At 37.6% G+C, this 23,230-nt stretch carries 20 protein-coding genes and 1 pseudogene; 20 read left to right on the top strand and 1 reads right to left on the bottom strand.

Annotated features, from left to right (window positions below):
• Window positions 1–20: 20 nt before the first annotated feature.
• The 15 genes from rplF (at window position 21) to alaS (ending at window position 14,934) form a co-directional block, all read left to right on the top strand.
• Complete coding sequence (rplF, locus tag ACFIJP_RS05230; protein ID WP_375626051.1) at window positions 21–554, top strand: 50S ribosomal protein L6; 534 nt, start codon at window positions 21–23, stop codon at window positions 552–554.
• A 12-nt stretch (window positions 555–566) separates the two neighbouring features.
• A complete protein-coding gene (gene rplR / locus ACFIJP_RS05225; protein ID WP_015856575.1) occupies window positions 567–929 on the top strand; it encodes a 50S ribosomal protein L18 in 363 nt (120 codons plus the stop codon).
• A 111-nt stretch (window positions 930–1,040) separates the two neighbouring features.
• On the top strand, window positions 1,041–1,589 hold the full coding sequence (gene rpsE / locus ACFIJP_RS05220; protein WP_015856574.1) for a 30S ribosomal protein S5: 549 nt from the start codon (window positions 1,041–1,043) through the stop codon (window positions 1,587–1,589).
• Between the two features lie 31 nt (window positions 1,590–1,620).
• The gene (rpmD, locus tag ACFIJP_RS05215; protein ID WP_375626048.1) at window positions 1,621–1,827 is read left to right on the top strand and encodes a 50S ribosomal protein L30; all 207 of its coding nucleotides are present in this window, start codon (window positions 1,621–1,623) and stop codon (window positions 1,825–1,827) included.
• 20 nt (window positions 1,828–1,847) lie between these two features.
• On the top strand, window positions 1,848–2,315 hold the full coding sequence (gene rplO, locus ACFIJP_RS05210) for a 50S ribosomal protein L15 (RefSeq protein ID WP_375626046.1): 468 nt from the start codon (window positions 1,848–1,850) through the stop codon (window positions 2,313–2,315).
• 175 nt (window positions 2,316–2,490) lie between these two features.
• Window positions 2,491–3,837, top strand: a complete 1,347-nt coding sequence (gene secY / locus ACFIJP_RS05205) for a preprotein translocase subunit SecY (protein ID WP_375626072.1) — start codon at window positions 2,491–2,493, stop codon at window positions 3,835–3,837.
• Window positions 3,834–4,412: an adenylate kinase gene (locus ACFIJP_RS05200; protein ID WP_375626044.1), complete on the top strand. Its 579-nt coding sequence runs from the start codon at window positions 3,834–3,836 to the stop codon at window positions 4,410–4,412. The genes secY and ACFIJP_RS05200 overlap by 4 nt, the downstream gene beginning before the upstream one ends.
• Before the next feature lie 181 nt (window positions 4,413–4,593).
• Window positions 4,594–4,962, top strand: a complete 369-nt coding sequence (rpsM, locus tag ACFIJP_RS05195; RefSeq protein WP_026500557.1) for a 30S ribosomal protein S13 — start codon at window positions 4,594–4,596, stop codon at window positions 4,960–4,962.
• Between the two features lie 113 nt (window positions 4,963–5,075).
• Window positions 5,076–5,465, top strand: a complete 390-nt coding sequence (gene rpsK / locus ACFIJP_RS05190; RefSeq protein ID WP_007347762.1) for a 30S ribosomal protein S11 — start codon at window positions 5,076–5,078, stop codon at window positions 5,463–5,465.
• A gap of 94 nt (window positions 5,466–5,559) precedes the next feature.
• Complete coding sequence (locus tag ACFIJP_RS05185) at window positions 5,560–6,573, top strand: DNA-directed RNA polymerase subunit alpha (protein ID WP_375626041.1); 1,014 nt, start codon at window positions 5,560–5,562, stop codon at window positions 6,571–6,573.
• A 24-nt stretch (window positions 6,574–6,597) separates the two neighbouring features.
• Complete coding sequence (gene rplQ, locus ACFIJP_RS05180; RefSeq protein ID WP_273791421.1) at window positions 6,598–7,026, top strand: 50S ribosomal protein L17; 429 nt, start codon at window positions 6,598–6,600, stop codon at window positions 7,024–7,026.
• A gap of 269 nt (window positions 7,027–7,295) precedes the next feature.
• A complete protein-coding gene (locus ACFIJP_RS05175) occupies window positions 7,296–8,690 on the top strand; it encodes a DegQ family serine endoprotease (RefSeq protein ID WP_375626039.1) in 1,395 nt (464 codons plus the stop codon).
• A gap of 8 nt (window positions 8,691–8,698) precedes the next feature.
• Window positions 8,699–10,018: a replication-associated recombination protein A gene (locus ACFIJP_RS05170; RefSeq protein ID WP_375626037.1), complete on the top strand. Its 1,320-nt coding sequence runs from the start codon at window positions 8,699–8,701 to the stop codon at window positions 10,016–10,018.
• A 996-nt stretch (window positions 10,019–11,014) separates the two neighbouring features.
• Window positions 11,015–12,058: a recombinase RecA gene (gene recA / locus ACFIJP_RS05165; protein ID WP_015856564.1), complete on the top strand. Its 1,044-nt coding sequence runs from the start codon at window positions 11,015–11,017 to the stop codon at window positions 12,056–12,058.
• 209 nt (window positions 12,059–12,267) lie between these two features.
• Complete coding sequence (gene alaS, locus ACFIJP_RS05160; protein ID WP_375626034.1) at window positions 12,268–14,934, top strand: alanine--tRNA ligase; 2,667 nt, start codon at window positions 12,268–12,270, stop codon at window positions 14,932–14,934.
• Window positions 14,935–16,101: 1,167 nt separating this feature from the next.
• On the opposite strand, the gene ACFIJP_RS05155 is transcribed toward alaS, so the two are convergent.
• Window positions 16,102–17,883: a glucan ABC transporter ATP-binding protein/ permease gene (locus tag ACFIJP_RS05155; RefSeq protein ID WP_375626032.1), complete on the bottom strand. Its 1,782-nt coding sequence runs from the start codon at window positions 17,881–17,883 to the stop codon at window positions 16,102–16,104.
• A gap of 237 nt (window positions 17,884–18,120) precedes the next feature.
• Between ACFIJP_RS05155 and ACFIJP_RS05150 the strand changes: the two genes are divergently transcribed.
• The 5 genes and pseudogenes from ACFIJP_RS05150 (at window position 18,121) to ACFIJP_RS05130 (ending at window position 22,971) form a co-directional block, all read left to right on the top strand.
• Window positions 18,121–19,104 (top strand): RluA family pseudouridine synthase, encoded by a 984-nt coding sequence (locus tag ACFIJP_RS05150; protein ID WP_375626030.1) that lies wholly within the window; start codon window positions 18,121–18,123, stop codon window positions 19,102–19,104.
• 796 nt (window positions 19,105–19,900) lie between these two features.
• Window positions 19,901–20,920, top strand: coding sequence for an ATP-binding cassette domain-containing protein (locus ACFIJP_RS05145; protein ID WP_375626028.1), 1,020 nt, complete (start codon window positions 19,901–19,903; stop codon window positions 20,918–20,920).
• Window positions 20,895–21,551 (top strand): ABC-2 family transporter protein, encoded by a 657-nt coding sequence (locus ACFIJP_RS05140; protein WP_375626026.1) that lies wholly within the window; start codon window positions 20,895–20,897, stop codon window positions 21,549–21,551. Before ACFIJP_RS05145 ends, ACFIJP_RS05140 begins: the two co-directional genes overlap by 26 nt.
• Before the next feature lie 152 nt (window positions 21,552–21,703).
• A pseudogene (locus tag ACFIJP_RS05135) lies at window positions 21,704–22,195 on the top strand (ABC-2 family transporter protein); the annotation flags it as partial.
• 416 nt (window positions 22,196–22,611) lie between these two features.
• On the top strand, window positions 22,612–22,971 hold the full coding sequence (locus tag ACFIJP_RS05130) for a hypothetical protein (protein WP_375626025.1): 360 nt from the start codon (window positions 22,612–22,614) through the stop codon (window positions 22,969–22,971).
• Window positions 22,972–23,230: the final 259 nt, after the last annotated feature.

Below are 23,230 nucleotides of genomic sequence, written 5' to 3'. Positions count from 1 at the left end.
AGAAAAAGTAGGTTAGAACAATGTCTCGTATTGGAAAGAAACCCATTTCAATTCCTTCTGGAGTTACTGCTACTGTTGAAGGTCAGCTGGTTAAGGCAAAAGGTCCAAAAGGTGAGCTGAGCTACGTCGTCAATGATGAAGTCTTAGTCAAGTTTGAGGAAAATATCATATCAGTTATGCCGCGGGATCAGTCAAAAGATGCGCGTTCTAAATGGGGTATGTCGCGCTCAATGATTGAGAACATTTTTTGTGGTGTGAAAGATGGTTTTGAAAAGAGGTTGGAGATTAATGGGGTTGGTTATCGTGCTGCTTTGCAGGGTAAGGATATCCAACTATCTCTAGGCTTTTCCCATGATGTGGTTTATAAAGTTCCATCGGGTGTTACTGTAACTGTTCCTAAGCCGACAGAAATTGTTGTTTCTGGAATTGATAAACAGCAAGTTGGACAAGTTGCAGCGGAGATTCGTGAGTATCGTAGACCTGAGCCTTATAAAGGTAAAGGTGTTAAGCATGCAGATGAACGTATCTTCCGTAAAGAAGGTAAAAAGAAATAAGGATTTTGTATTATGGTTTCATCTAAGGACATTATCCAACGTCGTGCAAGGCGTGTTCGTCGTAGAATTAAAATGGTTTCTCATGATCGTCCTCGGCTTAGTGTTTATCGTTCAAATCAGAACATTTATGCTCAAGTTATCGATGATTTGCGGGGATGTACACTTGTTTCAGCCTCTACTCTTGAAAGTGATTTAAAAAAGTCGTTAAAGAGTGGTGCTGATAAAAAAGCAGCTTTTGCTGTTGGTAAGTTAATTGCTGAGCGTGCGAAGCAAGCGGGTGTTAATGAAGTGGTTTTTGATCGTGGAGCGTATGTGTATCATGGTCGAGTCAAGGCTTTAGCTGAAGCTGCTCGTGAAGGTGGTTTGAATTTCTAAAATTTCTTATTTGTGAGTGAGTAAGGAGAGTTTAGAGTGTTTCGTTTAAGTTCTTCCATTTTGATGAGGGACTTTGTTATCGTGCTTCCGGAAAAGAAAAAGGAATGAGGAATGGCACAAAAAGAACGTGGTGAGAGAGAAGAACGCGATAATGAGTTTGTCGATAGGCTAGTTCATATCAATCGTGTTGCTAAAGTTGTAAAGGGTGGTCGGCGTTTTGGTTTTGCTGCTCTTGTTGTCGTTGGAGATCAAAAAGGACGTGTAGGTTTTGGACATGGTAAAGCCCGTGAAGTTCCAGAAGCTGTTCGTAAAGCAACGGAATCTGCAAAACGTGGGATGATTTATGTTCCGCTTCGGTCTGGACGTACATTGCACCATGATCTTGAAGGGCGTCACGGAGCTGGGCGTGTTTTGCTACGTTCGGCTTCTGCTGGTACTGGTATTATTGCTGGGGGACCGATGCGTGCTATTTTTGAAGCTCTTGGTATGCAGGATGTCGTTGCAAAATCATTGGGATCGTCTAATCCTTATAACATGGTTCGTGCAACATTTGATGCATTGAAACATCAAATGCATCCTAGAGATATTGCTGCTCAGCGTGGTATAAAATATTCGACTTTGCAGGCGCGTCGTCGCCATTTAGTTGACCTAGAAGGATAGTTTCTGAGATTATCAGAAAAGGAATTAGAAAATGGTTCAGAAAAAATCTCAGAGTGGTAAAACTATCACGGTGGAGCAAATTGGAAGCCCTATTCGAAACTCACAGATTCAGCGTGCAACCTTAAAGGGGCTTGGACTAAATAAAATGCGTCGTCGTCGCGTTTTAGATGATACACTTTGTGTGCGGGGTATGATTGCTCGGGTTCGGCATCTTGTTCGCGTTATAGATGAAGGTTAAGGGTTACGGGAGTATTAGATATGAAACTCAATGAACTGCGTGATTGTGAAGGCGCAACAAAAAATCGTAAGCGTGTTGGGCGTGGTATTGGTTCCGGTACCGGTAAGACTGGTGGTCGTGGTGTAAAAGGGCAAAAGTCGCGTTCTGGTGTTTCCCTTAATGGTTTTGAAGGTGGGCAAATGCCTATCTATCGTCGTTTGCCAAAACGTGGATTTAGAAATTTCTTTGCCAAAACCTACAATGAAGTTTCACTAGGACGTATTCAGTTGGCAGTTGATGCAGGTAAGTTGAATATTGAAAAGCCTGTTGATATGATTGCTTTGAAAGAAGCTGGTATTATTCGTCGTGAAAAAGATGGGGTTCGTCTTCTTTCTGATGGTGATTTGAAGGCTAAGATTACCTTTCATGTTTCTGGTGCTTCACAAGCTGCTCGTGTTAAGATTGAAAAAGTGGGTGGTCAGGTTATTTTGCCTGATATTGCTCAATAATTTTTTATATGAGTAGAGACCTAAAGAATAGTTACATCTGTTCTGTGGGATCTTTTGTGGGGATTTTTTGTGGGGATTTTTTTTAAGTTCTGCATTTATTTGTGTATGTATATATGAATTTTAGGGTTATACTTCCGTGATTTAAAGAACTGGAGTAGTGAAGTGGAGACGTTTTATGGCATCAGCAGCAGAGCAATTTGCTTCCAATATAAACTTCGGTACCTTTTCTCGTGCAACTGAATTAAAGAAACGCATCTCGTTTACTCTGGCAGCGCTTCTTGTATATCGCTTTGGCACTTACATCTCTCTTCCAGGTATTAATATCGATGCTTTACGGCAAACATTTGAACATCATGCGTCGGGTGTATTAGGACTCTTTAATATGTTTGCTGGGGGTGCCGTTGGGCGTATGGCTATTTTTGCGCTGGGTATCATGCCTTATATATCGGCATCTATTATTGTGCAATTGTTAACATCTATTATTCCTTCTTTGGAAACTCTTAAAAAAGAAGGGGAATTAGGTCGTAAGATTATCAATCAGTATACGCGTTATGTAACAGTAGTATTGGCAATTCTACAAGCTTTTGGTATTGCGATTGCGCTTGAAAGCGGTATAGGGACGGGGCTTCAAATTGTTTTAGAACCAGGTCTTATGTTTCGTATTTCTTCTGTTATTACCCTTGTTGGAGGAACGATGTTTCTTATGTGGCTTGGCGAGCAAATTACGTCACGTGGTGTTGGTAATGGGGTTTCTCTTATCATTTTTACAGGGATTGTAGCCAACTTTCCTTCTACTTTTGCTCAGCTTTTGACAGCTCATAGTCAGGCTGATTTATCAACTTTTCTTTTAATAGGAATCGTTCTTATTGCTGTTTTGGTTATTGGGCTTATTGTTTTTATAGAGCGTGCGCAACGGCGAATTCTTATCCAGTATCCGAAACGTCAGGTTGGGAATCAAATGTTTCAAGGAGATATGTCGCATCTTCCTTTAAAGTTGAATACTGCTGGTGTTATTCCACCTATTTTTGCTTCATCTTTATTATTATTACCTGCCACTATTAATAATTTTTCTGATAAAATGCCACAATGGGTTCAGGCGATTTCTTATGCTCTTGGTCATGGACAGCCACTTTATATGATTGTTTATGCATTTTTAATGGCGTTTTTTTGCTTTTTTTATACAGCTATTGTGTTTAATCCAAGTGATACTGCAGATCAGTTGAAAAAACATTCTGGTTTTATTCCAGGGATTCGTCCAGGTGAGCGTACAGCCGAATATATTGATTACGTTTTGACGCGTATTACTGTTGTGGGCGCTGTTTATATTATATTGGTTTGTTTGTTACCTGAATTTATGATATCTGCATTACAGGTTCCTTTTTATCTTGGGGGAACATCCTTATTGATTGTTGTTACTGTTACGCTTGATACGGTTGCTCAAATTCAGGGGTATCTTGTCGCGCACCAATATGAAGGGTTGATAAAAAAATCAAAACTTCGTGGAGGTAGAAGGAATCGATGAGAGTTATTCTTTTAGGTCCTCCTGGAGCAGGAAAAGGTACGCAAGCAAAAATGTTGACCGAGGAATATAACATTCCTCATTTATCAACAGGGGATATGTTGCGTGAGGTGATTGCCAAAGAAACGGAGATTGGTAAAAAAGCTAAAGCTATTATAAGTTCTGGTGCTTTGGTTCCTGATAATATTGTTAACCAAATCGTATCAGATCGGATTGATGAAACTGATTGTGTAAACGGTTTTGTTTTGGATGGATATCCTCGAACTGTGGGGCAGGCAGAAGCGTTACAACAGATTTTGCAGTCAAAAAATATGCGGCTTGATGCTGTTATTGAGTTGTGTGTTGATGAAAACGTATTGATTGAACGTATGAAGAAGCGCGTTGAGGAAACAATAGCGGCTGGTGGACAGGTTCGTTTAGATGACAATCCTGTTGCTTTTGCAAAAAGATTAGTAGAACATCGTGAAAAAACAGCTCCCTTATCAAAATTTTATTCAGAGAGGGGAATGTTGAAGGTTATTGATGGAATGATTGGTATTGCTGAAGTGACACGTATGATTAGAGGTTTTCTTTCATGAGATTTTTTTTTAGAAATAAATGAAAAGAGTTGACTTTTGAGATGAAATCTATCACAAATAAATTAAATTTATTTTAGTGAAATAATAGGATTCGGAAGAATTTTTTTCTGAGTCTATTTTTTTCTGCAAGGTATATTAGGTATTTTATAACAATTTGTCAAAATAACTAAGGAGAGTAGGCGTGGCTCGTATTGCTGGCGTCAATATCCCGACAAATAAGCGTGTAATTATTGCGCTTCAATATATCCACGGGATTGGACCAAAATTTGCTCAAGAAATTATTGAAAGAGTTGGCATTCCCTTGGGGCGTCGTGTGCATGAACTTTCAGATGCTGAGGTGCTGCAGATTCGTGAGGCGATAGATCAAGGCTATCAAGTTGAAGGTGATCTTCGTCGTGAGGTTGCTATGAATGTGAAGCGTTTGATGGACCTTGGTTGTTATCGAGGATTGCGTCATCGCCGGTCTTTGCCTGTCCGAGGGCAGCGTACACATACAAATGCCCGTACGCGTAAAGGACCAGCTAAGGCAATTGCCGGTAAAAAGAAATAAGAACCTTTTTGGAAGGTTTTTATTATTCTGTTTCTTGTTTGATTTGTTTGACAAGGAAAAGAAGGTGGAGCTGCTGATGTTACGGCAGTGATGAGATCGTTGAAAGGGAAATTATGGCCAAGGAAGCCACACGTGTTCGTCGTCGCGAACGTAAAAATATTTCATCGGGTGTTGTGCATATTAATTCAACATTTAATAACACAATGATTACTATTACTGATGCTCAGGGTAATGCAATTGCTTGGTCATCTGCGGGGGCCCAAGGGTTTAAAGGTGCGCGTAAATCGACACCTTTTGCTGCTCAAGTTGCTGCGGAGGATTGTGCAAGAAAAGCGCAAGAGCATGGTATGCGTTCTTTGGAAGTTGAAGTTTGTGGACCTGGATCAGGACGTGAATCTGCTCTACGTGCATTGCAATCTGTTGGTTTTGTCATTACTTCTATTCGTGATGTAACACCAATTCCTCATAATGGATGTCGTCCGCGGAAAAGGCGGCGTGTTTAATTGGGTGTTGTTTTTTGTTGTCGGAGATTTCTCTGATGTTCACATTGGTCGTTACGATTGAATGGTAACGGAACTAAAGAACGGGAATAAAAATATGATCCAGAAAAACTGGCAAGAACTTATTAAACCCAATAAGGTTGAATCATGTGCGCATGATAATCCAAATGTTATAAGTGTGATCGCTGAACCTCTTGAGCGGGGTTTTGGCTTAACGTTAGGAAATGCACTTCGTCGCGTGTTGTTATCTTCGCTTCGTGGTGCTGCTATTACTGCTGTGCAGATTGACGGTGTCTTACATGAATTTTCATCGATTCCAGGTGTGCGTGAGGATGTTACAGATATTATTCTGAATATAAAGGAAATTGCGCTTCGTATGGAAGAAGAAGGTCCTAAACGTGTCGTTGTTTATAAAGAGGGGCCTGGCGTCGTGAAAGCGGGAGATATCAGTACCGTTGGGGATATGCAAATTCTAAATCCAGATCATGTTATTTGTACTCTTGATGAAGATGCTGAAATTCGTATGGAGTTCATTGTCAACACAGGGAAGGGGTATGTTCCATCTGATCGTAATTGTGTTGATGATGCACGTATAGGGCTTATTCCAATTGACAGTCTTTATTCACCAATTCGTAAAGTGTCTTATAAAGTGGAAAATACGCGTGAAGGTCAAGTTTTGGATTATGATAAATTGACCTTAACGATTGAAACGAATGGTGCGGTTAATGGAGAGGATGCTGTTGCTTTTGCAGCACGCATTCTTCAGGATCAATTATCGCTATTTATTAACTTTGAAGAGCCACAGAAGGAGCCTGTTGAAGAGGCTGATTCTGAGCTTTCTTTTAATCCTGCTCTTCTCAAAAAAGTAGATGAATTAGAACTTTCAGTTCGTTCGGCAAATTGTCTTAAGAATGATAATATTGTCTATATTGGTGATCTTATTCAAAAAACAGAATCTGAAATGCTTCGTACACCGAATTTTGGTCGCAAATCGTTGAATGAGATTAAAGAAGTTTTGGCATGTATGGGATTACATCTTGGGATGGAAATTCCTGCGTGGCCGCCTGAAAACATTGATGATCTTGCAAAACGTTATGAAGATCAATATTAAAATTAGAATTTAAGGAGAGGGCTTATGCGCCACAGTAAGTCAGGACGCAAGTTGAATCGTACTGCCAGTCACCGTAAAGCGATGTTTGCAAATATGGCAACTTCGTTGATCGAGCATGAGCAGATTGTGACAACGCTTCCAAAGGCTAAAGAAATTCGTCCTATTGTTGAAAAACTCGTTACTCTTGGTAAGCGTGGTGGTTTGCATGCGCGTCGGCAAGCAATTGCAGCACTTCGTGATGCAGGAAAGGTTGCAAAATTATTTGATACGCTTGCGCCACGTTATGCATCACGCAACGGTGGATATTTACGTATTATGAAAGCGGGGTTTCGTACCGGTGATAATGCGCCTATGGCTGTTATAGAATTTGTTGATCGTGATGTTGAAGCGAAGGGTGCTGGGGATCGTGCTCGCATGGAGGCTTCTGAGAATGAAAAGGGGACATCTTCGTAGAGTTTTTTAATTCTGTTAGATTTTTTAAGGCCGCCTTGTCTTAGGCGGTTTTTTTTGTGAGCATTTTTAAGTTTGTTTTAATTGAGAAATAGGTGCAGAGAGAAAATTATAGGACATTGAATTATCTTATTTTTATAATATTTATTGTTCAAATAGGTTGTTTTTATTCTCTATTATGAAATATTAATAGAGATCCTTAATTTGCGGGGATGAGTTTTTTAATTCTATTAATCTTCAACAGAATGTACTGGTTTTATAAGGAGTGGATTATGAGATATTCTTTTTGGGTGCGGATTTTTTTTGCAATTATGATGCAGATATCATTTGATCATGTATATGCTCATGTGCCTCAAACACAAACAGAAATCACTCTTTCATTTGCTCCTTTAGTTAAAAAGACAGTTCCATCTGTTGTAAATATTTATGCAGCTCGACAAATTAGAGCACGATCACCTTTTGAAGGCGATCCATTTTTTGAGCAATTTTTTGGTCGTTTTCAAAATAACTTTCCTGTTCGTAAGCAATCGTCATTAGGATCAGGGGTGATTGTTGATGCACGTGGTTTGATTGTTACAAATTACCACGTCATTAAAGATGCAAGCGAAATTAAAGTGGCTTTTTCTGATGGGCGGGAGTTTGAGAGTAAGATCGTGCTCAAAGATGAAGCAACTGATATTGCAATTCTTGAAGTTGAGGAAAAAGATGCTCAATTCCCTGTTCTTTCTTTGGGAAATTCTGATGCTGTTGAAGTTGGTGATCTTGTTCTTGCTATTGGTAATCCTTTTGGTGTTGGTCAAACAGTTACAAGTGGTATTGTTTCAGCGCAAGCGCGTACACGTGTTGGGATTTCTGATTTTGACTTCTTTATTCAAACAGACGCTGCCATTAATCCAGGGAATTCTGGTGGCGCTTTAATTGATATGAAAGGTCAATTAATCGGAATTAATACGGCTATTTATTCGCGTTCTGGTGGTTCTGTAGGGATTGGTTTTGCTATTCCAGTTAATCTTGTAAAAGTGATGCTTGATACTGTTAAACGCGGTGGAAAATATTTTGTGCCGCCTTATATAGGGGCTTCTTTTCAAAATGTTACACCTGATATTGCTGGTGGTTTAGGTTTAGAACGTCCCTATGGTGCTCTGATTATTGAAGTTATCAAAGATAGTCCTGCTGAAAAAGCTGGATTGAAAGTAGGTGATGTTATTTTGAGTGTGCAAGGGGTACGCGTTGATAGTCCAGATAGTCTTGGGTATCGTTTGATGACAGCTGACGTTGAGCATAGTCTTGCTTTGGAATATTTACGAAATGGAAAAACTTTAAAAACACAAATAACAGTTTCATCGATATCAGAAACTGCATTTTTAAAATCTGAAAAAATCACGGGTGACAGTCCTCTTGCTGGTGCTGAAGTGTTAGATTTAACACCGCAAAATAGTCGACGTTTTCATCTTCCTATATCTGCAAAAGGAGTTGTGATTACCAACCTTGATGACATGAGCAATGCAGCTGGAATTTTTCAGTCAGGAGATATTCTACGTGTTGTAAATGGTCATAAAATTCAAACAGTTCATCAGTTGAAAAAGGTTCTTATGCAAGCTCGTTCGCGTACTTGGCAATTGGAATATGAACGTGATGGTATGTATATTCGCCAATTTATTCGTTGAGGTTTTTTTTGAAGAAAGATTTTTTTACTTCGTCGTTTGATTTTCAAGTTAATAAAAATCAGCCACTTGCAGAAAGAATGCGCCCTTGCTCTCTCAATGATGTTGTGGGACAAAAGCATTTGATTGGAGAGGATGGTTTGCTTTCACGTATGGTGGCAACTGGCTCAATTGGATCGATGATTTTTTGGGGGCCTCCAGGGACGGGAAAAACAACCGTTGCACGTTTGTTAGCACTTGAAACGAACTTCGCATTTGAACAGATTTCTGCTATTTTTACAGGAGTTTCTGAACTTAAAAAGATTTTTGAAGTTGCGCAGAGGCGTTTTATATCTGGAGATAAAACAGTTCTCTTTGTTGATGAAATTCATCGGTTTAATCGTGCACAGCAGGATAGTTTTCTTTCTGTGATGGAAGATGGTACTGTGGTACTTATAGGTGCAACAACCGAAAATCCTTCTTTTGAACTTAATGCTGCTCTTCTTTCGCGTGCACGTGTTGTAACATTTCTTTCACATGATCATGAAAGTTTGGACATGCTTTTGAGGCGTGCTGAAGAAGTGGAGGGAAAAACTCTTCCCTTGGATAATGATGCCAGAGACGTTTTCATAGAGATGTCTGATGGTGATGCGCGGGTAGTGTTAACATTGGCAGAGGAAGTTTGGTCTATTGCACCATTGGGAGAGATTCTTGATGTTGTTGCTTTGCAAAAAGTTATTCAGCGTCGTGTGCCCATTTATGATAAAGGACGAGATGGGCATTATAATCTCATTTCAGCGTTGCATAAATCCGTTCGTGGATCTGATCCTGATGCTGCGCTTTATTATTTGGCACGTATGTTGGATGCTGGTGAAGATCCTCTCTATATTGGGCGAAGATTGGTTCGTATGGCTGTTGAAGATGTTGGTTTGGCGGATCCTCAAGCTCTGGTCATTTGTAATGCAGCAAAAGATGCCTATGATTATTTAGGATCACCAGAAGGAGAATTGGCTTTGGCGCAAGCATGTCTTTATGTTGCAACTGCGCCAAAGTCAAATGCAACATATCTCGCGTATAAAGCAGCACTGCGTTGTGCGCGCAAAAATGGCTCTTTATCACCTCCTAAGCATATTCTTAATGCTCCTACGAAATTTATGAAGGAGGAAGGGTTTGGAAATGGTTATTGTTATGACCATGATGAACCAGACGCTTTTTCAGGACAAGAATATTTTCCCGAAACACTTGGGCGTCAGAGTTATTATAAGCCAGTTGAGCGTGGTTTTGAGCGTGAAATTGTAAAACGTCTTGAGTGGTGGAAACAATTGCGCAAAAAACGTAAAGATCAAAAATAAAATTTGAGTAGAAACACGTGTTTTATTGATCTTGGATTTATTTTTTATCTCTTATGTTATTGTATGAGCAATTTAGCTTATATTTTAAATATTTATTACATTGCTCGTAGAGATTTTTTTGATATCTTCAAAAGTGCATATTTTTTTATCAAATTTAAATGTGTTATTCAACTTTTAAGCTGCTTTATTTTTGTGGTTTTTATTAAATAATATAATTGATTTATAACGATAACTCACTGTTTTGTAAGTTGAATGAAAGTCCTAAATACCGTGAATTTTACTCATTCCAAGCCTGGTATTTGTTGAAGCAATCAAATCATTCGCTTGTGTGTTATAAGCAGGATTAGTGTGTGATAAAAACTGTACAAGAAAGAACTAAAAACTCTTCTTATGAAGCGTCTCAAGTGTCGAGAGCTGTCGCAACATTGGGGGATGATAAATAGTGTGATGGTGTGCCGGTTTGCTTCTTCTTTAGTGTAAAGATGGTGGCTCCCAAAGGGCTTTACAGTATACCGCATTCATGGGTGTTGTCACGAAGTGAGGTTTGGGGGTGTTGAGAGATGTTTCTTAAATCAAGTGCATGAATATGCAACACAATGGCGTTTTGTTCTTTGATGCGATAGGGGATGAGGTTGATTGATAATGCGTTTTTGTGTGATCAATAGCAGGAGAATTCTTAGTCTCTTAAGTACTTAATCAAAGGGATAAGCAGAAGGGCAGTAGAACATTGTGTTTAAATTTAAATTGTTCCTTTTCTAGAGGGATATAAATATGCTAACTACGCTCTCATGGGGATATTATTTTATTGGAGTTTATTTTGTGTGATAAGATAAGCAATGCCAATTCTTTATTGTGATGGTCATGAATGTTATGGGCATAATGTGGGGATAGGAATGGAAATAGTCTGTGAAAATCTAAACTCAAGCCTTTAGTTAAATTAAAAGTACAGTGTACACTTAAGTTTTAGGTTATTATGAATCGGTCAAGGATATAATCGTGGATAAAACAAAAGCTCTCGATGCTGCTCTCTCACAAATTGAACGTTCTTTTGGTAAAGGCTCGATTATGCGTCTTGGGCAAAAAGAGCAGGTTGTTGAAATTGAAACAGTTCCAACAGGGTCGTTATCCTTAGATATTGCTTTGGGGATTGGTGGATTACCGAAGGGGCGTATTGTTGAGATTTATGGACCAGAAAGTTCTGGGAAAACAACATTGGCTCTACATGCTATTGCTGAGGCACAGAAAGGGGGTGGGATTTGTGCTTTTATTGATGCAGAGCATGCACTTGATCCTATTTATGCGCGTAAGCTTGGTGTTGATTTAGAAAATTTGTTCATTTCTCAGCCAGATACTGGTGAACAGGCATTGGAAATTACAGAAACGTTGGTTCGTTCTGGTGCAGTTGATGTGCTTGTTGTGGATTCTGTCGCGGCTTTAACACCGCGAGCAGAAATTGACGGTGAAATGGGTGATGCTTTGCCCGGATTGCAAGCTCGGTTAATGAGTAAAGCTTTGCGAAAATTAACAGCAGCAATTTTTCGCTCTAACTGTATGGTTGTCTTTATTAATCAAATTCGCATGAAAATTGGTGTAATGTTTGGTTCTCCCGAAACGACAACGGGTGGAAACGCTTTAAAGTTTTATGCTTCTGTTCGTTTAGATATTCGTCGCATTGGATCCATTAAAGATAGGGATGCAATCGTTGGTAATCAGACGCGTGTTAAAGTGGTGAAGAATAAACTGGCACCCCCATTCAAACAAGTTGAGTTTGATATTATTTATGGTGAAGGTATTTCCAAAGTAGGTGAATTGATTGATTTGGGTGTCAAGGTTGGTATTGTGGAAAAATCTGGTGCTTGGTTTTCTTATAATTCTCAGCGTTTAGGACAGGGGCGTGAAAATGCAAAGCAGTTTTTACGTGAACATGCGGAAATAGCTACAGAGATTGAATCAGCTTTGCGCCAAAATGCTGGTTTGATTGCGATTGAATTGTTAGAAAATGCAGGGTCAGAAAATATAGAAAGTGATGAAACCATTTGATGGAGCGTTTTTTTCGTCTATAATTTTTTTCCTTTAAGATTTTTCTGTTTTTTTGTTTGAGTTTTTAAATATACAGTCATTTTTTTCTCAATTTTTTAAAACAAATATTCCATTCTTTGATTAAATTGACTCCATGCGTGGCGAAGAGGATATTTAATGAGGGGGGATTTTTCTTTTATGGTTTTGTGCTGTATTAAGCAGGTGTCAGTATGAATAGTGTTAATAATATTCGGTCAATATTTTTGGATTATTTTCATCGTAATGGGCATAAAGTTCTTTCTTCTAGTCCGCTTGTTCCGCGAAATGATCCTACACTTATGTTTACAAATGCAGGGATGGTGCAGTTTAAAAATGTTTTTACTGGACTTGAACAACCTCCTTATAAGCAGGCAACAACGGCACAAAAATGTGTTCGTGCGGGTGGAAAGCATAATGATCTTGATAATGTTGGTTATACGGCGCGCCATCATACATTTTTTGAAATGCTGGGTAATTTTTCTTTCGGTGATTATTTCAAAGAAGAAGCCATTTTTTTATCATGGAATCTTTTAACAAAGGAATTTTTCCTGCCAAAAGATAAATTGTTGGTGACAGTTTACCAGAGTGATGATGTTGCTGCTGAACTGTGGCGTAAAATTTCAGGTCTTCCAGATGAAAAAATTGTCCGTATTGCGACGGCTGATAATTTTTGGTCGATGGGAGAAACAGGCCCTTGTGGGCCTTGTTCGGAGATTTTTTATGATCATGGTGATAAAATCTGGGGCGGTCCTCCTGGAAGTATGGAAGAAGATGGCGATCGCTTTATTGAGATTTGGAATCTTGTTTTTATGCAATATGAGCAGATTTCCAAGGAGGAACGTGTTGACTTGCCTCATCCTTCTATTGATACCGGTATGGGATTAGAGCGTATTGCTGCTGTTTTGCAGGGTGTTCATGATAATTATGATATTGATCTTTTTCGTGCATTAATTGCTGCATCAGAAGAAATTACAGGGATTGAGGCAAAGGGTGATTTTATTGCCAGCCATCGTGTCATTGCTGATCATCTTCGTTCATCTGCATTTTTGATTGCTGATGGTGTGCTTCCTTCTAATGAAGGAAGAGGATATGTTTTACGTCGTATTATGCGTCGTGCTATGCGTCATGCGCATCTTCTTGGTGCTAAAGAGTCATTGATGTGGCGACTTTTGCCTGCTTTAATTCGCGAAATGGGACAAGCCTATCCTGAATTGGTGCGTGCTCAATCTTTGATTTCAGAAACTTTAAGGTTAGAAGAAATACGTTTTCGTAAAACGCTTGAACGAGGACTTGGTTTGTTAAATGAAGCAAGTACCGATCTTAAAGAAGGAGATCATTTAAATGGTGAAGTTGCTTTCAAGCTTTATGATACCTATGGTTTTCCGCTTGATTTAACGCAGGATGTTTTGCGGCGTCGTGGAATATCTGTTGATGTTGATACCTTTAATAAAGCGATGGAACGTCAAAAAGAGGAAGCGCGTGCCAATTGGTCTGGTTCTGGGGAAGCTGTAACAGAAAAGATCTGGTTTTCTGTTCGTGATCAAGTGGGGGCCACAGAGTTTTTAGGTTATGAAACTGAGACAGCGAAAGGTATTCTTACAGCTCTTGTGTGTGATGGTAAAATTGTTGATCATATTTCTTCAGGTCAGAAAGCTATATTTGTTGTTAATCAGACACCTTTTTATGGTGAATCTGGTGGGCAAATTGGTGATAGCGGTATCATTTCTGGTGAAAATTTTATTTTTGAGGTGCATGATACCCAAAGAAAGGGTGATGGTCTTTTTATTCATATTGGGGAGGTGAAATCTGGTCAGGCATCGAGATCTGATTGTGTCGAATTAACGGTTGATATTGTTCGTCGTAAGAAAATTCGCGCGAATCATTCTGCTACTCATTTGTTACACGAAGCTTTACGACAAGTTTTGGGATCTCATGTTACACAAAAGGGCTCTCTTGTATCGCCAGATCGGTTGCGTTTTGATTTTTCACATCCAAAATCCGTTTCACCAGAAGAACTGAAAAAAATAGAAGATTTAGCAAATGAGATTATTTTGCAAAATAGTAAAGTAATAACGCGCCTCATGGCTGTAGATGATGCCATTTCTGAAGGAGCAATGGCATTGTTTGGTGAAAAATATGGTGATGAAGTTCGCGTTGTTTCTATGGGGGAGCCACTTGAACAGGGAAGATTAGAAAAGCGTTGGTCAATAGAGCTTTGTGGAGGTACACATGTGGAGCGAACAGGTGATATCGGTTTGATTCATATTGTTTCTGAAAGTTCTGTTTCAGCTGGAGTGCGGCGTATTGAAGCTTTAACAGGCAAAGAAGCACGTCTTTATCTTAGCCGCCAAGATGAACGTATTCATGAAATTGCTGATCTTTTAAAAACTTCTTCTGCTGGTGTGGAAGAACGGGTGCGGATTTTGCTTGATGATCGTCGTAAACTTGAAAAAGAATTGAATGATGTACGCAAGAAAATGATGTTGAGTGGTGGAATAACAGAAAGGAGCCAAGGTGATATTACTATCATCAATGGGTTTTCTTTTACCGGACGCGTTGTTAAAAATATTTTACCACGGGATCTTAAGGCGCTCGTCGATTCTGAGAAAAAACAAATCGGATCTGGAGTGGTTGCGTTTATTAGTGTCTCGGAGGATGGAAAAGGGAGTGCTGTTGTCGGTGTTACGAATGATTTAACTCATAGATTGAATGCTGTTGATCTCGTTCGTATTCTTTCAGCTATGCTTGGTGGTAAAGGTGGAGGTGGCCGTCCTGATATGGCGCAGGCTGGTGGTCCTGATGGGAACAAAGCTGATGAGGCATTTGCGGCACTAAAAGATTTTCTGGAAAAAAATTAAAGAATGAAATCATTCTGCATAGGTGTTTTTTTACATTTTTATATTGGGTTGGCATCTAAGTATCACGAATATCTGTCTGGTGTGTTTCTGAAATCAAGATACAGCGTAATTGGAGGACAATACAATTGTAAAGACAAAAACAGTGTTTGTCTTTATTGTCACTTTTTCATTTGGCTTTGTAGCTTCCAAGCGTTTCAGGATTCACCGTTTTAAGATAAGATAGATTATGCAGCACTTCATGCTTTGCTGTCTATTCTTTTACTAGGAAGGCTAGTTATTGTGTTGCTCCTATAGATTTTTTTGAAGAAACATCTCTTTTTATGAAAGGGATAATACAAGATTTATTGCATACGATTATCCTTATAAAGTTATAAGCTGTCATTATTTTATTAGCTTTCAAATAACTAAAATCCCTTTCCTTGAAAAGGCTTATAAAAGAGTTGTTGTATCTTAGAGCTATTGTATTGTTTTCATTTTGCTTGTTATGTACAAGCAAACAGTTTTTTTGTTTATCATTAAAAGGTTTTGAAAAGAACATTCTCCTATCTTTATAAATCAAAGGAATGTTACACAAATCTAAAGATTTAGATTAATGTATGATTTATTATGATGAGATTTCCTTAATAAATTAATTTATAATGATAATTTATCGTTTCAAATTCTGTGTATGTTAAATTAATCAAAATTACTTACGGATGTCGTTGTGAAATGGGCTTAGGAGCATTGAGAAATGTTTCTAAAAAAGCCATATGAATGTGCAAAATAATGATGTTCTGTTCTTTATGAGAGGACTATAAAGAACGTGATAAACAAAAAGCAATACATAATATTCATTATCAAAAAGCTATTGTTTTAGTTCGTTTTGAAATTCGTAAAGCTGAGTTAAAAGAAGACGGTAAAACTGGAAGTTATTCTTACCTTTACAGCTTTATATTTTTCCTAAATGAGAGTGTATACTCGTTAATACGCACAGATATAGGGCAATATTTTTGTCCAAATCTAGTAAAATTGCAATAGCAGAGAAAATACTAAATTGTTTTAATATCTGTCTTAAATACCTAAAATGGATTGTGGCATTTTTAGAAATCTTTTTACTTGTATTATATAAGCGCTCTTGTTGTATTGAGGAGGATTTTTTTTGCATAAGATTTATGAAGAGTATCATTTTTATGATGCTATGGCTTCGTGTAAGGGGATAACATTTTCTCCTTCTCTTTCTGGTGGTTTGATTGTTAAACCACTTGCCTTTAAAAATTTAGAGAAACGCCCTCCTTTATCTATCAATTCTTGAAAGTTTCCTTTTTCCATTAAGTAACCATGTTCCAGAAAGAGTATCACATCAGCATTGCGTACTGTTGAGAGGCGATGTGCTATAATAAAAGTAGTGCGGTTATGGCGTATTGAATCCAGAGCATCTTTGACACGTGCTTCTGTTTCAACATCAAGAGCGCTTGTTGCTTCATCTAGAATGAGAATAGGGGCATTTTTTAAAACAGCGCGTGCAATTGCTAGTCGCTGTTTTTCTCCACCTGATAATTGAGATCCTCGTTCGCCCACCATTGTGTTATAACAATCAGCTTTTTTTAGAATAAAATCGTGAGCTTCTGCTATTTTTGCTGCTTCATAAAGTTCTTCATTTGTTGCGCTCGCTTTTCCTATTGAAATATTGTCATAAATAGTGCGGTTGAAAAGACCTGAGTCTTGAAATACTGTTGCTAGAGACTTGCGTAAAGATTCGCGATTGATCGAGCATATATTTATTCCATCAATGGAGATATGCCCAATGGTAGGGTCGTATACGCGCTGCAACAGATTGATCAATGTTGTCTTCCCAGCCCCTGTTGGTCCTACAATCGCAACAGTTTGTCCTGCTTTAACCTCAAAGGAAATATCAAAAACGCCTTGAGAAGAATTTGGAAATTTATAGGTCACGTGATGAAATTGGATGGCGCCTTTAACATTTTGGAGGGAAGGAAGATTTTGTGGTTCGTTGGTATGAAAGGTTGAGTCTTCCATTTCAAAAAATTCTTGCAGTTTTGCTTGTGAGGATATTGCACAATTAATGAAATTGCTCATTTGGTCTAGACGACTAATCATGAGTTGTGCAAATCCAACAAAAGCAACGATTTCACCTACTCGTAATTGACCTTTTGCAACAAAAAAAGCTCCAAGGAGAAGAACACAAACGATTGAAATTGTTGAAGCCATTCGATTTAAGCCACTGGCAAGCGCCCACCAATTAAGAACAGGATTTTGTGCTTTAAGCAGAGCATTTGTATGTTGATGCAGTATAGAAGTTTCTTCTTTTATTCGGTTATAACTTTGTACAATGGAAACATTAGAAATTGAATCACTGACATGTTTAAAAAGGTTGTGGTGGTAGCATTCTACAGCGGCTTGTCCGTCTTTTGTTTTTCGCATCACTAAACGTGCAATTAATACGTAGATGATGGCAAGCACAACCAAGACTATTGAAAGACGCCAATTCATATTAAACGCTATGGGGATGAGAACCAATAAAGCGACAAGCGTTGAGAGGTGTTGGCGCATAAAATCAAGCCATATGGTTGACATGGAATCTATTGCGCGCAAAAGTGTATGGAGTGCGTTGGAAGTTCCGCGTTGTTGATGCCAAATTAAAGGCATGGCAATGATACGTTCGAAAGATTCCGTTAAAACCGTTAAGCGGCGTCTATGGGCTAAGCGGTCAGCACCGCGAGCAACAAGGACATAAGCAATAATATGTGAAAGTCCAAAACAAACCCAAAGGGTAAGAGTAGGAATGATAGCTGATTTTTCTGAAATAGAATCAATAACGCGTCCGAATAAAATAGGTTCTGCAATAGTGATAATAGCTAACATAACATTAGCGGTACAGATTAAAAGGGATGCATTTTTTTCTCTATTTAGGTAAGTGAGAACACGTGCATAGGTTTTGAATAAGGACACGGTTAATTATCTCCATTCGCTATTAAGCGTAAAGGTTGTTGATTTTTACTACGCTTAGTTTTTAGCTAATAAAATTTGGACGTTAAGAAAAGGCAATTTTGGATACTAACTGTAATATGGTGTGATAAAGCCAACTAAAATATCAATTTTTGTGTTTATAAAGGCGCAAAAATAGATCAATAAAATTATCAGGTAAAAAATATTGGGCAGAGAAAATTATCAGGTAAGGGAATTTTCATGGCAGGCGTAGAAATAAAAAAAGTTGAGGCAGATGAAAATGGAATGCGCTTGGACCGCTGGTTTAAAGTGCATTACCCTGGGCTTGGTTTTGGAGCTTTGCAAAAATTGTTGCGTTCTGGTCAGATACGGGTTGATGGTGGACGTGTTAAAGCTGATACGCGTCTTTGTATGGGGCAAGCTGTTCGTATTCCACCTCTCCCTATTAATGACAAGGAAAATCTTTCAATAACGGATAAAACACTTCGTGGGCAGGATGATGAAACCGTTTTGAAAAAAATGCTGCTTTATGAAGATCCAAAGGTATTTGTTTTTAATAAACCAGCTGGGTTGGCTGTACAAGGAGGCTCTGGTTTAACACGTCATATGGATAGTATGCTTGAGGTATGGCGCAATAAAAAAGGTGAAAAGCCGCGTTTGGTTCATCGTCTTGATCGTGAGACGTCGGGGGTGCTTATTGTTGCGCGATCAAGGGGAGCTGCTCAGTTCTTAACAGCTGCTTTTAGAGCGCGAGAAACAAAAAAGACTTATTGGGCGTTGGTTCGGGGCGTGCCTAAAAAAAAGCAGGACAAAATTTCAACGTGGATGGTTAAGGAAATGACTGCACAAGGTGACAAAATGCGTGTTTGTGAACATGGGGAGCCAGATTCGCATCATGCGGTTTCCTACTATCGCGTTTTAGACACGCGAGGGCGGGCTCTTTCGTGGCTTGAAATGGAACCCTATACAGGGAGAACACATCAGCTTCGTGTGCATGCTGCCCATGTGGATCATCCTATCATTGGCGATACAAAGTATTTTTTTTCTGATAGTAATTGGACATTACCAGGAGGAATTCAAAATCGTCTTCATCTTCATGCACGTCGTATTCGTATTCCTCATCCTTCAGGAGGAATATTGGATATTGTTGCACCTTTACCGCCTCATATGGTCCAAAGTTTTAATCTTTTGTCTTTTAATGAGAGTGATGCTGAAACAGAGTAAAGAAACTTCATTTGTTCTTTTTGATTGATACAGATTTTGTCTATAAATTTTATAAGATGAATAGGGCATCATTTGAAGAAAATTTTTGATAAGTAAATTGCTATGAGAAAATTGTGTTTTTGAGTGATGAAATTTTCGAATATCATAAGTTTTCTTTCTACAGCTCTTTATCCATATAGATTGTATTGTTATTTTTGGATATGGTGTGTTATTTAATAATCTGAGCTGGTGAAGCTGCTCCTTTGAATTATCTATAGAGGTCATATATTGGGGAGGCGTGTCTGTTGAGGGAGATGAGTTAGATAAAATCTGAAAGATATTTACTAAAATAGTGAAGGCGATTTTAATTTTTTCATGGGAGATAATTGAGGCATTTTATAGTAATGCTGAGGAAAAGTAGCCTCTCAAAAAATTCCTGTTGTCAAGGAAGTTTGTTCTGTTATCAAAGTGATTTGATAGGCTTATAGTATAGATTTATGCTTTGTATCTTTGCTTATACAATGAAGTTTTATGAGAAAAGTTCTCCTTTCAATGAGCAATTATTTTTCTACTTACTTAGTTTATTCAAAAGATTATCTTTCATAAAAGAAGAAATAAGTTTTTAGTATCTTAATGCTTCATTGAAGTGAACTCATCACATTGAAAAATATCTATACAAAAAATTGGAGATAAAACGTCAGGTGCGTTTTATTGCTCTAGGGAGGGCTTGAACACTTTTGTTTTTTCTAGTGAACAAAAACAGATAGTTATTATGGGAACATTTAAAGGGGAGATAAGTTGAAATTAGGAGTGACGGATGGGATCATTATTGATTGACGTTAATAACGTCTCAAAAATATATCGCAACATTGACAGAGGAATTGGTTTTAAAAACAAGGTGGTTTCTCTCTTCAAGCCGGTTTATACAAATCATCATGTGTTAAAAGATATGAGTTTCACTCTCTTTTTAGGGCAATCATTAGCAATTCTTGGCCCTAACGGAGCGGGTAAATCGACACTGATTAAAATACTTTCTGGTATACAACATGCTGATGAGGGATGTGTTAAAGTCCTTGGTGTTGATCCTTATAAAGCGAAGAAAGATCTATTCAAGTCTTTGGGTGTGGTCTTTGGTCATAAGAATTGTTTATGGTGGGATTTGCCCTTACGCTACAGTCTGGATATGGTTCAACCATTATATGGTCTTGAACGCGCTTCTTTTACCCGTGATCTTAAAGAGATCACTGAGTTGCTGGGTCTTGAGCATATTATGGATAAGCCAGTGCGGATGCTTAGTCTGGGTGAGAGAGTGAAAAGTGAATTGGCATTTAATCTCTCCTTTAGACCTAAACTGTTGTTTCTCGATGAGCCAAGTATTGGTCTTGATATTACATCTAAGCATGAAATCAGGGAGCTTCTTAAAAAACTGAAAAGGGAGCGCGGCACTGGGTATATCATCACGAGTCATGATATGGGAGATATTGATGGATACGTCGATGATATTATTCTCTTGCATAAGGGAAAGAAACAGTTTCATGGCAATCTTCAGGCGCTTAAAAATGTCATTCCTTCTTTGGTGAGAATGACACTTTTTTGTGAACACTTGGCTGCACCTTCAACTGTTGTAGAAAAAATTGATGAGATTGCGTTGAAATTATCTACTCCTTTAAAGGATAAGCACTTTAACACTGAAGAATGCTCGCTGGAGATTTCGCTGCCTCGTGAGGATTTTGCGCATTTTGTACGCGAAATTACAACCGAATTGAACTGTACGTTCTCTGTATCCACTCCCTCGCTTGAAGAGATGCTCCGTGTTAAATTTAAAGAATTTATCTAACCACTGCTTTGGCGTGTTTCTTTTTGCCAAGAATGGATTACTCACTGTTCTAAGTGATAGAGCAATGTTTTTTACCGACATTATCATTGGAACACTTTCGCCATTTGTTATTCAATTTCTATTATGGAATGCACTTTTCTCTGATATGGGCAACACCATAAATGGCTTTAGCTTTCATGATATGATGTATTATTATGCTTTTTCTTTAGTCCTAGGACGCTTAAATAATGGTTATAATGTGATTAAGTTTTTCTCTCATCATGTTAAAGAAGGTCAATTAGAAGTATATCTTACAAAGCCCTTCAGTTATATGACACAAATGCTTTTTACTTTTTTAGGGGAGAGTGTATTATATAGCATCCCGTTATTGGCTCTTTTTGTTGTTAAGCTTGTTTCATCCTATGAAAACATTCTGGGATTGGTCATCGCTTTTCTATTCTTTTTTCTCATTGTTATTCTATCACAATTGCTTTGTTTTTTACTCTCTTTTGGAATTGCCTTATTAAGCTTTTGGGTGATTGAGTACAATATATTACTCTCTTTCAGTATTCTTAGTTCAGCGCTTCTTGGGGGGGGGGCTTTTACCACCATCTTTTTGGCCGGTGTGGCTTATTCCGCTCATGCAATTTAATCCTTATCGTTTCGTGATCTCAGCTCCTGCCGAGTTTTTTGCGACGCAAAATTTAGCGTTGTTTCAGCAGTTTATTTTCGGAAGTTTTACTTATATTTTGTGTTTTTTATTCTTAATTTATATTGCTTGGAATAAAGGGATGAAAGCATATAATGGAGCGGGTGGTTGAGATGAAAATAATCCTTCATTTTATCAGTTTGAATATCCGCCGACAGATTGTTTATGGTAAGAATTTGGCTGGGGAGTTTATTCTTTCTCTATGCTATTATTTTATTCAATTCATATTTATTGATAGAATATCTTCTTTTTCAGGAAAGATCGGTAACTATAGCAGAGATGAAATCCATTTTATCTTTGTTATCTTTGTTTTACTTGGAATATTTTTGAATATTTTTACTAATTCTATTGAAACGTTTTTTGAAAAAGTAGCGGATGGTAAAATTGAACCATACTTGATAAAGCCCGTTTCAATTTGGTTGTTGATGTTGTTTGGTTGGTGTAAACCTCTTAATCTGATCAAGCTCTTTGTTCTTTATGTTAGTGCCTATTTATTTGTATCATTACCGAATATATCCGATCTTAAGCTAAGATGGATCTCTTTTATTGTTGCAATATTTTGTGTTTTTATCGTCAATATTTGTTTTTTGTAAATTTTAAAAATATTTATCTTACTGTACTATACAAAAAAATAAAAACAATATGTGTAACTAAAAAACAACACATTAATATTTTTATAATGTAATAACATAGTAATATTTATGATAATAAAGCTAAAATTATAATAAAAACAATAAAATAATTCTAATTTAATACATTTTAGCATTAAATTGTATAATATAAAAACACAAATAAAACAATTGACAAACTTAAGATAAATATGTAACGGATATAATATAATATAAAAATAGCAATTAAAATAAAATTATTAATTAAAGTTTTGTATTATATTTTTATTATAAGAAGATAAATATACGTTATCGATAGATGATGTAATGTTTTATATTTAGAGGGGGTGGTAAAGAAAAATTTATTTTATTAAACATTGTAATAGGTGGTTATGATGAAAATATTTAAGCATTGTATAGTATGTGTGGTTGCAGTCGCTATTTTCTTTTCACAGGTTTTAGGAGCCAATGCCGATTCTTTAAATGGTAGATTTCAAAATGCTGGTTTCATTTCTGTAATGACACAGGAAAATAGAGTTATTAAAGCTGTTGATATGATTATTAGCCAATTTGGAGGACAAGGGGCTGAGAAAAATGTCCAAAAAGTCGCGGGTTTAATGGGGATGGAGGCAGCGATTTTTGGTTTAATCGCATATCTTGTATATTTCTTTACTAGAAAGCCACCGAGTCCTAGCAGAGAGACAGGTGGAAGAACATTCGATGCTTTTGCTCATAGTGCATGGGCTTTGAATTAAAAGATATTGTACTTGATTAACTTTGAATTATTCTTTTGTTGAATATTTCATATAACTAAACCGTGATATTTAATCATGGTTTAGTTATATTTTACTCTTAATGATGTTGATTAGTTTATCCTTAAGATATTTTTTTGGGTAAGGCAATATATGGCACATTAAATTTAACTAATCAGCTATTTTAAAGGTTACTTAAATTTTTCCCTCTTCAAAATACACATTTGAGCTAAGTTTGTGGTTGATATTTTTTTATGATGCG

It is taken from the genome of Bartonella sp. MU37NMGALS (genome assembly GCF_042194015.1).
Taxonomy (GTDB): Bacteria; Pseudomonadota; Alphaproteobacteria; order Rhizobiales; family Rhizobiaceae; genus Bartonella; species Bartonella grahamii.
This window is presented reverse-complemented; position numbering and strand designations above follow the sequence as displayed.